The organism is Bacillus pseudomycoides DSM 12442, assembly GCF_000161455.1.
Taxonomy (GTDB): Bacteria; Bacillota; Bacilli; order Bacillales; family Bacillaceae_G; genus Bacillus_A; species Bacillus_A pseudomycoides.
Window position 1 is genome coordinate 3,492,810 of sequence record NZ_CM000745.1, and the last position, 14,795, is coordinate 3,507,604.

Annotated in this window: 20 protein-coding genes and 1 pseudogene; 13 read left to right on the plus strand and 8 right to left on the minus strand. The window is 35.7% G+C overall.

Annotated elements, in window-relative coordinates:
- Positions 1–628 (minus strand): VC0807 family protein (locus tag BPMYX0001_RS17665; protein WP_081449589.1); only part of this gene is annotated, 628 nt, incomplete at its 3' end.
- 197 nt (positions 629–825) lie between these two features.
- On the opposite strand from BPMYX0001_RS17665, the gene BPMYX0001_RS17670 reads away from it, so the two are divergent.
- The 4 genes from BPMYX0001_RS17670 (at position 826) to BPMYX0001_RS33215 (ending at position 2,561) form a co-directional block, all read left to right on the plus strand.
- Positions 826–1,368 (plus strand): peroxiredoxin, encoded by a 543-nt coding sequence (locus BPMYX0001_RS17670; protein ID WP_016116309.1) that lies wholly within the window; start codon positions 826–828, stop codon positions 1,366–1,368.
- A gap of 28 nt (positions 1,369–1,396) precedes the next feature.
- A complete protein-coding gene (locus BPMYX0001_RS17675; RefSeq protein WP_006095924.1) occupies positions 1,397–1,849 on the plus strand; it encodes a TlpA disulfide reductase family protein in 453 nt (150 codons plus the stop codon).
- Between the two features lie 245 nt (positions 1,850–2,094).
- Entirely contained in the window at positions 2,095–2,322 is a 228-nt protein-coding gene (locus BPMYX0001_RS17680; RefSeq protein WP_003200265.1) for a hypothetical protein, read from the plus strand.
- A 92-nt stretch (positions 2,323–2,414) separates the two neighbouring features.
- Entirely contained in the window at positions 2,415–2,561 is a 147-nt protein-coding gene (locus tag BPMYX0001_RS33215; RefSeq protein WP_016116306.1) for a hypothetical protein, read from the plus strand.
- 32 nt (positions 2,562–2,593) lie between these two features.
- On the opposite strand, the gene BPMYX0001_RS17685 is transcribed toward BPMYX0001_RS33215, so the two are convergent.
- Complete coding sequence (locus BPMYX0001_RS17685) at positions 2,594–3,388, minus strand: YqhG family protein (protein WP_018765810.1); 795 nt, start codon at positions 3,386–3,388, stop codon at positions 2,594–2,596.
- Entirely contained in the window at positions 3,375–5,057 is a 1,683-nt protein-coding gene (locus tag BPMYX0001_RS17690; protein WP_003200271.1) for a DEAD/DEAH box helicase, read from the minus strand. Before BPMYX0001_RS17690 ends, BPMYX0001_RS17685 begins: the two co-directional genes overlap by 14 nt.
- A 350-nt stretch (positions 5,058–5,407) precedes the next feature.
- Between BPMYX0001_RS17690 and gcvT the strand changes: the two genes are divergently transcribed.
- The 9 genes and pseudogenes from gcvT (at position 5,408) to BPMYX0001_RS17730 (ending at position 11,963) form a co-directional block, all read left to right on the plus strand.
- Entirely contained in the window at positions 5,408–6,508 is a 1,101-nt protein-coding gene (gcvT, locus tag BPMYX0001_RS17695; RefSeq protein ID WP_003200273.1) for a glycine cleavage system aminomethyltransferase GcvT, read from the plus strand.
- 20 nt (positions 6,509–6,528) lie between these two features.
- The gene (gene gcvPA / locus BPMYX0001_RS17700) at positions 6,529–7,872 is read left to right on the plus strand and encodes an aminomethyl-transferring glycine dehydrogenase subunit 1 (protein WP_006095925.1); all 1,344 of its coding nucleotides are present in this window, start codon (positions 6,529–6,531) and stop codon (positions 7,870–7,872) included.
- On the plus strand, positions 7,869–9,344 hold the full coding sequence (gene gcvPB / locus BPMYX0001_RS17705) for an aminomethyl-transferring glycine dehydrogenase subunit 2 (RefSeq protein WP_018765808.1): 1,476 nt from the start codon (positions 7,869–7,871) through the stop codon (positions 9,342–9,344). Before gcvPA ends, gcvPB begins: the two co-directional genes overlap by 4 nt.
- Before the next feature lie 266 nt (positions 9,345–9,610).
- Positions 9,611–9,835 (plus strand): DUF3929 family protein, encoded by a 225-nt coding sequence (locus tag BPMYX0001_RS17710; protein ID WP_026008568.1) that lies wholly within the window; start codon positions 9,611–9,613, stop codon positions 9,833–9,835.
- A 70-nt stretch (positions 9,836–9,905) separates the two neighbouring features.
- The gene (locus BPMYX0001_RS17715; protein ID WP_016116299.1) at positions 9,906–10,097 is read left to right on the plus strand and encodes a hypothetical protein; all 192 of its coding nucleotides are present in this window, start codon (positions 9,906–9,908) and stop codon (positions 10,095–10,097) included.
- Between the two features lie 87 nt (positions 10,098–10,184).
- Complete coding sequence (locus BPMYX0001_RS17720) at positions 10,185–10,559, plus strand: GntR family transcriptional regulator (protein WP_033799094.1); 375 nt, start codon at positions 10,185–10,187, stop codon at positions 10,557–10,559.
- Positions 10,560–10,564: 5 nt separating this feature from the next.
- Positions 10,565–11,152 (plus strand): annotated as a pseudogene (locus tag BPMYX0001_RS17725) (ABC transporter ATP-binding protein); the annotation flags it as partial.
- Positions 11,153–11,156: 4 nt separating this feature from the next.
- On the plus strand, positions 11,157–11,489 hold the full coding sequence (locus BPMYX0001_RS35140) for a hypothetical protein (protein WP_255261513.1): 333 nt from the start codon (positions 11,157–11,159) through the stop codon (positions 11,487–11,489).
- 264 nt (positions 11,490–11,753) lie between these two features.
- Complete coding sequence (locus BPMYX0001_RS17730) at positions 11,754–11,963, plus strand: hypothetical protein (protein ID WP_016132008.1); 210 nt, start codon at positions 11,754–11,756, stop codon at positions 11,961–11,963.
- 15 nt (positions 11,964–11,978) lie between these two features.
- On the opposite strand, the gene BPMYX0001_RS17735 is transcribed toward BPMYX0001_RS17730, so the two are convergent.
- The 5 genes from BPMYX0001_RS17735 to BPMYX0001_RS17755 form a co-directional block, all read right to left on the minus strand.
- Positions 11,979–12,236, minus strand: a complete 258-nt coding sequence (locus tag BPMYX0001_RS17735; RefSeq protein WP_003200291.1) for a DUF3975 family protein — start codon at positions 12,234–12,236, stop codon at positions 11,979–11,981.
- Positions 12,237–12,251: 15 nt separating this feature from the next.
- Positions 12,252–12,566: a DMT family transporter gene (locus BPMYX0001_RS17740; protein ID WP_003200292.1), complete on the minus strand. Its 315-nt coding sequence runs from the start codon at positions 12,564–12,566 to the stop codon at positions 12,252–12,254.
- A 1-nt stretch (position 12,567) separates the two neighbouring features.
- A complete protein-coding gene (locus BPMYX0001_RS17745; protein WP_003200294.1) occupies positions 12,568–12,900 on the minus strand; it encodes a DMT family transporter in 333 nt (110 codons plus the stop codon).
- A 70-nt stretch (positions 12,901–12,970) separates the two neighbouring features.
- Positions 12,971–13,552, minus strand: coding sequence for a TetR/AcrR family transcriptional regulator (locus tag BPMYX0001_RS17750; RefSeq protein WP_006095929.1), 582 nt, complete (start codon positions 13,550–13,552; stop codon positions 12,971–12,973).
- A gap of 95 nt (positions 13,553–13,647) precedes the next feature.
- Positions 13,648–14,625, minus strand: a complete 978-nt coding sequence (locus tag BPMYX0001_RS17755; RefSeq protein WP_033799095.1) for a LacI family DNA-binding transcriptional regulator — start codon at positions 14,623–14,625, stop codon at positions 13,648–13,650.
- Between the last annotated feature and the right edge of the window lie 170 nt (positions 14,626–14,795).

The following is a 14,795-nucleotide window of genomic DNA, read 5'->3' on the forward strand; positions in this document are numbered from 1 at the left end:
GTGTAGATTCTTTCTGTTCAGTTACTGAGTGTATTTTATTATTAACCCATACAAATCCTATCCCAATACATATGGAAATTCCCCAGCCAACAGCGGTCATGATTGCTCTCATTTCACCATATCCTTCTACACCAAAAACAGAAATGAAATAGATTTTTAAAAAGCTTTTTAAAATGAATTGGAGACCAAAAAATAGTGTTAAATATTGCAAGGCTGGATATATGCGTTTGTCACGGTAAAGAGTGCGGCTCTTATCTCGGTCATGTCCTTGCAAGGCTGCGATATCAGCTGCGAAATATAACATGAGTGGTTTTTTAATAAAGATTGTACAGATGACAATGCATCCGAGTACGATATGATAATATGCATCATTCCATAGCATTCTCTCAGCAGAACCAGATAGTAAGTCTACTGTCGTGTTAGCAATAAGGGTAATAAGAATAAAGAACCCTGTAACGTTGAACTGCTTTTCTTTCTTAAAGCAGTACAGTGTATAAAGAATTCCCGGTACTGAGGAAATAAGCATTGCATAATAAGGATCAATATGCGTTTTTGCAAATTTCCAAATGAGAAAAGGGAAGACGAGATAAAATACAATATCGAATATAGCTTTCTTATTTTGATTCATTTTGTGCCTCCTTAGTTATAGATATATTTTACAATACAATTTCTGAATATTGTACAAGATTAATTGATAATTGTAATCAAATTAAAATTATTTTAATTTAGTGTTGACTTTAATTTGATAACTTGTATATAATACAAATTGTAATCATTACAAATTAGAAATTAATCTCAATTAGCTTCAGGAGGATGAATATAGATATGACAAAACGTTTAGTAGGGAAACAAGCACCACGTTTCGAAATGAGTGCAGTAATGCCAAATAAAGAATTTAAAAATGTTAGTTTAGAAGAAAACATGAAAAATGATAAATGGACAGTATTATATTTCTATCCAATGGACTTCACCTTCGTTTGTCCAACAGAAATCATTGCACTATCTGATCGCTACGATGAGTTCGAAGATTTAGATGCGGAAGTAATCGGTGTTTCTACAGATACAGTACACACACATTTAGCATGGATTAACACAGATCGTACAAAGAATGGTTTAGGCGACTTACGTTACCCATTAGCAGCTGATACAAACCATGTTGTATCAAGCGAATACGGCGTGTTATTAGAAGATGAAGGAATCGCACTACGTGGATTATTCATCATTAGTCCAGAAGGCGAATTAATGTACCAAGTTGTACACCATAACAATATTGGACGTGAAGTAGACGAAGTATTACGTGTATTACAAGCATTGCAAACAGGCGGCCTTTGCCCAGCAAATTGGAAACCAGGACAAGAAACTCTATAATTTATAAGTCGTAGGAGGAATAGATAGAATGAAATTACGTGAACAAATGCCATCATTAGAAGGTGCAACAGAAATTTTAAACGACGCAGTAACGCGTGAAGATTTAATTGGAGATAAGCCAACATTAATTCACTTTTGGTCTGTAAGCTGTTACTTATGTAAAGAAGCAATGCCAGAAGTAAATGAATTACGTGATGAGTATGATGATCGCTTAAACGTTGTAGCAGTTCATATGCCTCGCTCAGAAGAAGATTTAGACTTAGCAGTAATTGAAAAAATGGCAGAAAGCCACGATATCATTCAACCAATTTTAGTTGATAGTAAACATGCGATCACAGATACATTTGAAAATAAATATGTTCCTGCTTACTACGTATTTGATAAAGAAGGAAAACTTCGTCATTTCCAAGCAGGCGGCAGCGGTATGCCAATGCTTCGCAAACGTCTTGAGCGTGTACTAAACGAAGCAAACGAAGCGTAAGTTATAGTTTAGTAGAAATAAAAAAGATTGCCCCTAGCGTGGTAATCTTTTTTATTATATAATAATTAAAACGCTTTCATTTTTTAAAAATTTGTTCACAAAATTGACGAAAAAATACATTATTCCTATCGTCATGTTGTTTTATAATGAAACTAATCATCTATACATGCATACAATATTGTGAAATAAATAACATAAATAATCTATATAAATGTAAACGTTATCAAAAAAGAGAGGTGGAGACAATGAGTAAATTTTTCTTCAATCATAATCCAGCAACATTAGAGGACGGAAGGCTTGTAGAATATGCTGAAATTATTTATGGAGCAGGTGGCCGTTCTGTATTAGAAAATTTAATGGTGAAAGCATCTATCAGGTTGCGTGATCGTTATCCACATAAATCTGACGAACAGATCTCTCATCTTGTAAATCAAGGCTTACACGATATGTTTCAGAAATATGTGAAGGAATAAGAGGAGCGAAAAGCTTCTCTTATTTTAATGAATAAGGAATGCTTCTATAGCTGAAAATAAGGAGGAATTTAAAAGAGCAAGGAGTGAAAAAGATGAGTAATGGTGTAGGGCGTTCGAAGAAAAATCTTCCAACAGATGCAAACCATGTGAGTGCAAAAGATAGAGAATATCAAAAGCGAATGACAGAAAAGAAACAACAAGAACATAACGATGGTCGAAAGTATAATGGAAAAATATAAGAAAAGCTCCTTCTCATATGAAGGGGCTTTTCTTATGAAAAAAAATGGTTAGCGGTTACATAAAAGAGCCCACCATTTATAATTTGCATTGTAATACGCGGTTCATATTGCTCTTGTAATGCTTGTTTTTCTATGTCGTAGCTTTCGGGAAGTTCCTCGCTTTCTTCGTAAAATCGATTTAGAAGCGCTAAATCATGATTCCAGCGTACACGTGCTTCTTCAGCCCATGTATGATCATCTGCTGCAATGAGATTTTTTAATGCATCTTCTATCCGCTGTAATCCACTTTGCGGCTTAATAATGGGAGTAAGTGTAAAACTGAAATCTGGTATTTTTGGCGTGAGCCGAATTTTCGCTAGTGTTTCATGAAAATTTGTAATCATTGTTCCAGAAATAAGATGAATCCCGATGGAATGAAGCATATCTTTCTTTCGATCACATTGATAACATACTTTTACATTGACGCCAAGCCATGGATGAAGTGGTATATGAGTTGTACCACTTGAATTTACTTCTTCGAATAAACGTATGTAGGATCCCAGTTCTTTTGTTGTTTGGAAGATTTGATGCAGACGAGGAGAGCCATAGTGAATAAGCTCACCTTCTTCTTCATCATTCTCTGGATCCGTAATGAGAGTAAGTTGCATCGGATTTGGGATGCCACCCGTTTTCTCAAGGTAGTGCCAATAAAAAGGGCGATTCATCAATAGTTTATCCATTTCAATTGTTAATTGTACATCTAGTAGATGCGGGGAACGCCCCAAAATTTCACAGTCATTTGCTTGGAAAAAATTCCATAAGTAATTATGAATTTCATGTTGCTGCATAGCCTTGCACCTCAGCTTCGTTTCTCTTCGCAAAGTCGATGATAGATGTTAAATTTTCCATCTTAATTCGAATCTCTCCTTCGCTCTTTGATCCTGCGAAAATCTCTTGAATATGTGCATCGATATTTTTCATATTAATTCTTGTTAAAATCTCATCAAGTTCACCGATGACTCGCTCAAATAAATTGATTTTTTCATATAGAAGTTTCAAAATATGTTCTTCAACTGTATGTTTCGTTGCTAAGTTATAAATATGAACATCATTTTTTTGGCCAAGCCTATGGATACGTCCAATTCGCTGTTCAAGCCGCATTGGATTCCATGGTAAATCATAGTTAATCATATGGCTACAAAATTGTAAGTTAATCCCTTCACCGCCAGCTTCGGTTGCAATTAACACTTGCGCATGATTTTGGAAGAGCTCTTTCATCCAATCTTTTTTCCCTCGTTTAAACCCACCACGAAAAGGGACTGATGAAATACCGTGCTGTTTTAAAAACCATTGTAAATACATTTGCGTGGCTCTATATTCTGTAAAAATGACGACTTTATCATCAATTTCTTTTATAAGCTCCAGTGCTTGGTTTGCTTTTGTATTAAAAGGAATATGATTGATTTTATCCATTAAAACATCGATATATGGGTCTGGTATATAATTCTCATTTTCTTTTTGTCTTTTTTCTACATGCTTTTTGAGTGAATAATAAACTGCTTCACGGCTGCTACATACTTCTCGTTTCAAAGTTAATGATGAAAAGGCAGAGGTAAAAGCGTCTTGTCCTTTCCAATTTTCAATCGCATTGTATAGAGCCTGCTCTTCCTCATTAAAATCAACAAATATTGTCCGAACGTGCCTTTTCGGCCATTCGATACCTGTACCATTTCGCCGATTTCTTACCATCACTTTATTAATGAGTGCTTTTAAATCTTCATCTGACTCTGCTGAGCGATTTTTCGATGCATAATATTCTTCGAAGTTAGACTGATTGCCTAAATGTCCTGGTTTTAATAAGGAAACGAGATTAAAGATTTCATCAATTTTGTTTTGGACAGGTGTTGCAGTTAGTAATAAACAAAACTTCTTTTTAAGACGTTGTGCAAATTCATAGTTTTTTGTTTTATTATTTTTAAGTTTGTGTGCCTCATCAATAATGATGAGATCGTATTCCAAGTTTAAAACGATGTCACGATGCGGTGAACGCTTCGCTGTATCAATGGATGAAACGATAACGTCAGCTTGTTCCCACGAATAGCTTTTTCTCTGGGCAACAGCAGGAATAAAAAACTTTGTGTTCAGTTCATATGCCCACTGTGAAACGAGGGAGGCTGGAACGAGTATAAGTACTTTTTTTACAAGACCGCGCACCATGTACTCTTTTAAAATAAGACCTGCTTCAATGGTTTTTCCAAGTCCAACTTCATCTGCCAGTATCGCTTTTCCATTCATTTGTTCAATAACAGTTTGTGCTACTTCTAATTGATGAGGAAGCGGTGTGAAATGGGATAAATGTTTAGGGGCTTGCAAACCATCAAATGTAGGGACAAGCAATGATTCTTCTGTTTTATAGGCTAAATCATATAGTTCCCAATTTGTCCAAGGGCCATCTTCATCAATTCGTTTTAAGAAATTATTTTGCCATGTCCGATCTACGGAAATATCGACATTCATTGAAACTCTCCCACCTTCTGTAAACTAAAACGCTTATTGTTACATCCCTCACCAAAAATCCTAATTTCTAACATTTTAAGGTGAAGTTGTTTTTGTAAGTATAAGAATAAAAAATTCTAAATTATTTTTTATGCTAGAATATTGATGAAATAGATCGAAAAATGTTAGGATAATGGTGTGAAATGTGTGGAATCTTTCGTATTTTATCCAAGAAAGTACTTTTTTATTTACGCTTTCATAAAAAAATACATTGAGATTCCGTATATCCCATCTTTTCTGAATGAAAAATGTTTAGATACGGGAAGCCAACTTTTATTGATTTGTCATAGACAGCATAAGGGGGAAAGAACATGATTACATTACAACGTACACCGCTATTTGATGTATACGCGAAGTATGGTGGAAAAACAATCGACTTTGGTGGTTGGGAATTACCAGTTCAATTTTCAAGCATTAAAGAAGAACATGAAGCTGTTCGTACAGCTGCAGGCCTGTTTGATGTGTCTCACATGGGGGAAGTAGAAGTAACAGGTACAGATAGTTTGGCATTTTTACAACGTGTTGTTACAAATGACGTTTCTACCTTAAAGGTAGGAGGCGCACAATATACAGCAATGTGTTACGAAAATGGTGGTACAGTAGATGATTTATTAATCTACAAACGTGGTGAAGAAGACTACTTATTAGTAATCAACGCATCGAATATCGAAAAAGATTACGAGTGGTTAGCAAGTCATGTCATTGGCAATACGAAAGTAGTCAATGTTTCTAGTGAAATTGCACAACTTGCAATTCAAGGTCCAAAAGCAGAAGGCATTTTACAAAAAGTTGTGTCAGAAGATTTAAAAGAAATTAAGTTCTTTAAATTTAAAAATGATGTTCTTGTAGATGGAACTCCTGCACTTGTATCTCGTACAGGTTACACAGGTGAAGACGGATTTGAAATTTACTGCAAGAGTGAAGATGCTCCAAAACTTTGGGAGAAACTTCTTGAAGCTGGAGCAGAAGACGGCTTAAAACCATGTGGTTTGGGAGCACGTGACACACTTCGTTTTGAAGCGACACTTCCACTTTATGGTCAAGAACTATCAAAAGATATTACACCAATTGAAGCTGGAATTGGTTTTGCAGTAAAAACAAATAAAGAGGCAGATTTCTTTGGAAAAGAAACATTAAAAGAATACAAAGAAAACGGTGCACCTCGTAAATTAGTCGGCATCGAAGTAATTGAACGCGGTATTCCTCGTACGCATTATCCTGTATATGTAGGCGAAGAAAAAATCGGGGAAGTTACAAGTGGTACACAATCTCCAACGTTAAAGAAAAGCATTGGTTTAGCATTAGTTGATGTAAAATACGCAGCAGTTGATACAGAAGTAGAAATTGAGATTCGTAATAAACGCGTTAAAGCAGTAGTCGTTCCAACACCATTTTACAAACGTTCAAAGTAACGGGGAGAGGGGTAGATTTCATGTTGCATCGTTATCTTCCAATGACAGAAGAAGACAAAAAAGAAATGTTACAAACGATCGGCGTTCAAACGATCGATGAATTATTTTCTGATATTCCAGAAAGTGTTCGTTTCAAAGGGGATTTAAAGATTAAACAAGCAAAGTCAGAACCAGAGCTTTTAAAAGAACTGTCTGATATGGCTCGTAAAAATGCTAACTTAAAAGAATACGCTTCTTTCTTAGGAGCAGGTGTATACGATCATCACGCTCCAGTAATTGTTGATCATGTTATTTCTCGTTCAGAATTTTATACAGCTTATACGCCATACCAACCAGAAATTTCACAAGGGGAATTACAAGCGATTTTTGAATTCCAAACAATGATTTGTGAATTAACTGGAATGGATGTAGCAAACTCCTCTATGTATGACGGAGGTACAGCGTTAGCAGAAGCGGCAATGTTAGCAGCTGGTCATACGCGCAAAAAGAAAATTCTTGTTTCTAAAGCAGTTCATCCAGAATCAAGAGCAGTACTTGAAACATATGCAAAAGGTCAACATCTTGAAGTTGTTGAAATTGATCATAAAGATGGTGTAACAGATTTAGATGTATTACAAAGTGAAGTAGATGATACAGTCGCTTGCGTAATCGTTCAATATCCAAACTTCTTTGGACAGGTGGAAAGATTAGCTGATATTGAGAAAATTGTTCATCAGCAAAAGTCATTATTTATCGTTTCTTCAAACCCATTATCATTAGGCGCTTTAACACCACCAGGTAAATTTGGTGCTGATATTGTAATTGGTGATGCACAACCATTTGGTATCCCAACACAGTTTGGTGGACCACACTGCGGTTATTTTGCAACAACGAAAGCATTTATGCGTAAAATCCCAGGACGTCTTGTCGGACAAACTGTGGATTCAGACGGCAAACGTGGCTTCGTATTAACATTGCAAGCTCGTGAACAACATATTCGTCGTGACAAAGCGACATCTAACATTTGTTCAAACCAAGCGTTAAATGCATTAGCAGCGTCTGTTGCAATGACAGCACTTGGAAGACAAGGTGTGAAAGAAATGGCACGTCAAAACATTTCTAAAGCGCAATATGCAAAACGCCAATTTGAGGAAAAAGGATTTACAGTAACATTTGCTGGACCATTCTTCAATGAATTTGTTGTAGATTGCAAACGTCCAGTACAAGAAGTAAATGATGCATTAGTACAAAAGAATATTATCGGTGGTTACGACTTAGGCCGTGATTATAAAGAATTAACAAATCATATGCTTCTAGCGGTAACAGAACTTCGTACAAAAGAAGAAATTGACACACTTGTAAAAGAAATGGGGGCTATCCAATGAAGAACCAAGATCAAGCACTTATTTTTGAAATGAGTAGAGAAGGACGCGTAGGATATAGCTTACCCCAATTAGATGTAGAAGAAGTGAAATTAGAAGATGTGTTTGAGAGCGATTATATCCGTACTGAAGATGCAGAGCTTCCAGAAGTATCTGAACTTGATATTATGCGCCATTACACAGCACTTTCAAACCGTAACCACGGCGTTGATTCTGGATTTTATCCATTAGGATCTTGTACGATGAAGTACAATCCAAAAATCAACGAAAACGTGGCTCGTTTCCCAGGCTTTGCACACATTCATCCGCTTCAAGATGAAAAAACAGTGCAAGGTGCAATGGAATTAATGTACGACTTACAAGAACATTTAATCGAAATTACAGGTATGGATACTGTAACACTTCAACCAGCAGCTGGTGCACATGGGGAATGGACAGGATTAATGTTAATCCGTGCATATCATGAAGCAAACGGTGATTATAACCGTACAAAAGTTATCGTTCCTGACTCTGCGCACGGAACAAACCCAGCATCTGCAACAGTAGCAGGTTTTGAAACAATTACAGTAAAATCAAATGAACACGGTCTTGTTGACTTAGAAGATTTAAAACGTGTTGTGAACGAAGAAACAGCAGCACTTATGTTAACAAATCCAAATACACTTGGTTTATTTGAAGAGAATATTTTAGAGATGGCAGAAATCGTTCATAATGCAGGCGGTAAATTGTATTATGATGGTGCAAACTTAAATGCGGTATTAAGTCAAGCACGTCCTGGAGATATGGGATTTGATGTTGTGCATTTAAATCTTCATAAAACATTTACAGGTCCGCATGGCGGCGGTGGCCCAGGTTCTGGTCCAGTAGGTGTAAAAGCTGATTTAATTCCATTTTTACCAAAACCAATTTTAGAGAAAACAGAAAATGGTTATCACTTTAACTACGATCGTCCACAAGCAATTGGACGCGTGAAACCATTCTATGGAAACTTTGGTATCAACGTTCGTGCTTATACGTATATTCGTTCTATGGGGCCAGATGGACTACGTGCAGTAACAGAATATGCTGTATTAAATGCAAACTATATGATGAGAAGATTAGCGCCGTTCTATGATCTTCCATTTGATAGACATTGTAAGCATGAATTTGTATTATCAGGTCGCCGTCAAAAGAAACTTGGTGTACGTACACTAGACATCGCAAAACGTCTGCTTGATTTTGGTTACCATCCACCAACAATTTACTTCCCATTAAATGTGGAAGAATGTATTATGATTGAACCAACAGAAACAGAGTCAAAAGAAACATTAGACGGTTTCATCGATAAGATGATTCAAATCGCAAAAGAAGCAGAAGAAAATCCAGAAGTTGTACAAGAAGCACCACATACGACGGTAATTAAACGTCTAGACGAAACAATGGCTGCACGTAAACCGATTTTACGTTATCAAAAGCCAGCTCCTGTACAAGTTTGAGTAAATGTAAAATGAAAAGAACTCGCTATATGCGGGTTCTTTTTTTGTGGAGAAATTGTGCAGAAATTATGAAAATAATGTAAAGAATTTTTGTATTTTATGTAACAGTGTGGAAGAAAGTTGTTTTTTAAGCTTTTTTGTTGAAAAAGTCGGTTTGATAAAATTGTGTATTTTTGTTAGAATTTTATTGAAATTAAGAAGGTGTAATGAGGAGAATAACTCATTTTTACGTATATGTGAAAAAACGAACAATTTGGGGTGAAGGAATGGGCTATAAGTGTTATAGGATGGTGTATCATTTAGAAAACGGTAAAAAAATTAAAGATATAAAGGAATTTTGTTATCGAGATTATGGAAAAATGTTAGAGCGTGTAGCACATCGTGTAATGGATAACGCAGAAGTGACAGCGATTGATAAACAAGGAACAATTATTTCAATAGCTTGTGATGACATTGTAAAGGTAGAACTTGATTACATAAAAGAAAGTTAGCCTTGAGTCATATCGAATTATTCGATAAAATATACTGTTGAATGGTGAAGTGAGAAGAGAGGAGTTTATCATGGGTAGTACAAGACACTTTTATATGTTTATTTTGGCATTTGTACTTGTTGTAGCATTAACGGTATATTTAATTGTTGATAGCAGCTGGTACAACGCAGTGCATCCAGCATTTCTTATTTTTATGTATGTAGGAATTGCGGTTGTTAGTTTTGGGATGAGAGATGAAATGTTAGATCGCTTTGAGAAGTGATACATATATGGGAGACCAACAGGAAAATGTTGGTCTTTTTTTCTTGCTAAAAATAGGGAACTGTGTATATACACAGTGGAGGAAAACATGAATATTATTATTTCAAATTCTTCCCCAGACCCTATTTATGAGCAGATTAGTAAGAAATTGAGGCAGCTTATTTTAAATGGAGGTCTTAAGGGGGGAGATCAATTGCCGTCTATCCGTAGTTTAGCGAAAGAACTGCAGATTAGTGCGATTACGACGAAACGTGCGTACGAGGAGCTTGAAAAGGAAAGGTACATTGAAACGGTTGCAGGGAAAGTAACATATGTCTCCGTACAAAATAATGAGCTTATAAAGGAACAACGATTGCGTTTACTAGAAAGTAAAGCAGAAGAGATTGTCCAGGAAAGTAAATTTTTGCAGCTTTCACTGGAAGAGTTGCAACAGATGATTACGTTTCTATATAAGGGGGAATAAGTGACATGTTAGAGTTAAAAAACGTTTGTAAAAATTATAAAGATTTTTCAGTGAAAAATATAAGTTTTACATTGCAGCGTGGATATATTATGGGATTTGTTGGGCCAAATGGTGCAGGAAAAAGTACGACCATTAAAATGATTATGAATTTAGTAAAGAAAAATAGTGGGGATATTACGATCTTCAGTAAGGATAATGCAAAAGCAGAAAAAGGCATTAAGCAATATATTGGATTTGTGTATGATGAAAATCATTACTACGAAGAGTTAACATGTGAACAAATGAAGAAGATTATTGCACCTTTATATATAAACTGGGATGAAGCGCAATATCAATCGTATATGGAGAGATTACAAGTTCCGAAAAACAAAAAGATTAAGCAGTTATCAAAAGGGATGAAAATGAAATTTGCGATTGCGATGGCGTTATCGCATCATGCAGAACGCATCATTATGGATGAACCAACATCAGGTTTAGATCCGGTTGTCCGTAGTGAACTACTTGATATATTGCAAGAAATTGTGATGGAAGAAGAAGTATCGGTATTATTCTCGACACATATTACAACAGACTTAGAGCGCATTGCTGATTATTTTAATGACCAGTGTTATCATTGCTTACTTTACAGTAGGTATTCAGTTAAGAAATGAGACAGTGGATTTTGTAGAAACAACGGTTGTAACTAGTATGAGCCTCGGTTTTATTGTTTTTAGTTTAATTTTATCAATTTACTTTCTGCTAGGTTATCAGAAAACGTTTATGATAGCTTGTTTTCTATTAATCGCACCTATATTTATTTTAGAAGTTTTCTTTAAAGTAAATATAGAGCAATTGAATTTACATAGTGGGTTCTTATGCATGGGGGCAACTTGCATGTTGGTTTTCTCAATGTTGGCTTGTGTGAAATTATATGAGCGAATGGACATATAACAGGGAAAAAGGTGCCTCATCACAAGACACCTTTTTCAATAGGGAAAATAACACAGGAGTAACTTATAAACAGAAACGGTGCTCGGCATCTCTTTTGGTGCATGTAATATAAGGCTGAAACATATAACAAAGAAAAGAAATAAGAAAAATAACAATAGGATATGTTTATGTATGGAATTTTGCATATAATCAGCTCCTTGTTGATATTATGTCCGGTTGGATTGGAAATATTATTAGATTTTAAAGAAATTAGGGGGAGATGTAATGATGAGAAAACGGACGCCAATAGGAAGAATATTAATTGGAATTGGATTGATTTTGTTCTCTTTAGGTCTTATGATGCTTAATTTTTACTCGGATATTAACTTATTTAAAAACTCGAATAAGGGTATTGGGACTGGCGTTTTTATTCTTGGAATACTATGTCTTATTGCATCCAATTTCTTTAGGTTGCCAAGCAACGCGAATCATTAAGTATAAAAAAGACAGTTACTTCTTTTCAGAAGAACTGTCTTTTTTGGTTATTTTATTCCAAAGTTTAGCGATACTCCAAATGATAATAATCATGATGGAAGCGATAATTGACCAAACAATGGATACAACTTCAAGTGCCATGTTGGGAAGGAATGTAAGAATAGAAATTCCTTTATGGAATAACCATTCGATAAAATGAAAGCTCATTTGTAGTAGGAGCACAATTCCAATTATAATTCCAGTTACAATTTGTTTCCCTTTTTCTTTCCACATGACATTCACCTCATGTTAACTCATTAATTTTAAGCCAACTGCACCGCATAAAATGCAGCTTAAAAAGGCAAGGCGACGCCAATCAGCTGATTCACGGAAGATAAGAATACCTAGAAGCGCACTTCCAGCAGTTCCAATTCCAGTCCAAATTGCATAAGCTGTTCCCATTGGTAATGAGTTCATTGCAAGTGATAAGAAGAAGAAGCTTACGGCAAAGTTAGCGATTAAAATAAGCTTAGGTGCCCAGCCTTTCTTTTCAGTGGCTACTTTCATAAACAGTACACCAACAATTTCACAAATACCAGCAATAATTAAAAATACCCATGCCATTTTATGCAGCCTCCTTCTCTTCTTGTTTACCTGTTACTCGTTTTAATCCAATAACGCCAAAGAAGATTAAACCAATAAATAAGATTTTTACAATTGAAAATGGTTCTCCGAAAATAAAGATTTCTGTAAGAACGATTCCACCGGCTCCGATTCCTGTAAAGACTGCATATACAGTTCCAACAGGTAGATCCTTATAAGCTTTAAATAATAGGACGAAACTAATTGCGATTATAAGAGCAACACCAACCCATTCAAGTGGAGTAGTTGCGTGCTTTAGTCCAATCACCCAAAAAATTTCAATGATGCCAGCTAAAATTACATAAATCCATGCCATATATTATTTCTCCTTCCTACCAGTCGTTAGGTGAAGGGCTGAAAAACGACGCATTGCTATTTGCAATCCGTCATTGTGAAAGCCCTCGCCAAAACACTTTCCAAGAAGCACTTAAACGGGTCTCAAAGCGATTTAAGCCTGCGTACAATAGTTCAACCATTAGACCGTCAAGTAAGCATAAATAAGCCTCTAAAGCGTCTTGTATTTCAAGGTTATGCAGTTCACCTTGTTCATTTGCTCGTTTGAATACAGGAAATAAAAGTTCTCTGATGTTTTCAATGTGAGCATTTGATTTTTCAATAATTTGTTCGCGAAATGCATCAGGCGGAAAATAGGAAGTGCGTAACCAAAACATCGATTCTTCACTTTCACCAAATCGCTTTGCGTAACCTTTTAACAAGTTTACAAGTAATGCTTCAGTAGATGACTTTGAAAATTTTTTTATATCGTCTGTAAAGCATTGTAAATCTTTTTGAAGTGCAGCTTCTAAGCAGATGAAGTATAATTCTTCTTTTCCCTTAAAGTGTGCGTAAATCGATGGTTTTTTAATCCCGACTTCCTGTGCAATATTTGCTAACGAAGTCCCTTCGTAGCCATAGCGTGCGAAATGAGAAAGTGCTACAGCTTTAATGCGGTTTGCTGTCATTTTCATCCCCTACCTACCGTTCGTTAGGTTCATTATAAAAGAGAATAAACATAAAGTCAATGAGTCAAATGATTTAAAAAGAGTACCTGAATTGGCACTCTTTACACAGTTTTTCGTTCAATTAAATGGAAAGGGAGTTCCTCTGAGCTACCTATAATTTGTTCGGCCTGTATTTGCTTATGAAATAAAGAAAAGGCTCGAGTACCCATTGTTAAACCAGGATGTTCAATTGTTGTAATCTCTAATGCTGTTGAAATTTCATGGTTATCAAAGCCAAGAATGGCGAGATCTTCTGGTACACGTAGGCCGTGTTTTCTTGCTTCAGTTGTTAAACCAGCGGCCACTTGATCATTAGCAGCAAAAATAGCAGTTGGGCGCTCTTTCATGTTTAAAATACTGTGCAGAACTTTTGCACCATCTTGCATATTGTAACATTGGTAAAACATCCAATCTGGTTGTACTCTTTTTTGGGCAGTATGAAGAGCATCGGAAAAGGCTTTTTCACGCTGCTTTGTATTTATGCTATTTTGCCTTGCTAAACAAAAACCAATCTTCTCATGACCTTTACGCAATAAATATTCTGTACCAATGCGAAACCCTTCATAATGATTAACATAAACAGATGAAACGAGGGGATGCTCCATCTTTTCACATGAGATGATAGGAGCGAATTTTGCAAATGGTTCAATTTGTTCCCACGAGCTTGCACGTGAGCAAATAATCATGCCATCAAATTGTTTCATTTTCATCATCTCTAGAACACGAATTTCTTCTTTACTATCATAGTTCGTTTGGCATAGGTTAATCTGATAGCCAGCAGCTAATGCTTCATTTCCAATCCCTTCAATAATTGTACTAAAGTAGGGTAAATTAATAAAAGGAAGCATAACACCGACCGTCAATGTTTTTCCTGTTATTAAATGAATTGCATTTATATTTTTTGCATAATTTAGTTCTTCAACCGCATCTAAAACGCGTTTTCGTTTTTCATCGCTGACGTAGGGATGGTCATTTAGCACGCGTGAAACCGTCGTTATAGATACCCCAGCGGTTTTCGCAATTTGTTTTATATTCGCCATATGTATCACCTCTTCGTTCATTATATAGGCAAATAGATAAGAATGGAAAAAATACTGAAAAATGCTTGACCTGAAAAGCTTTTCACAATCTATGTTATAAAAGGACCTTCTGTTATTCGCGTAACCTTTTTATTTTGGGCGTAAGAGTAGCAGAAAGTCTTTTTTTGTCT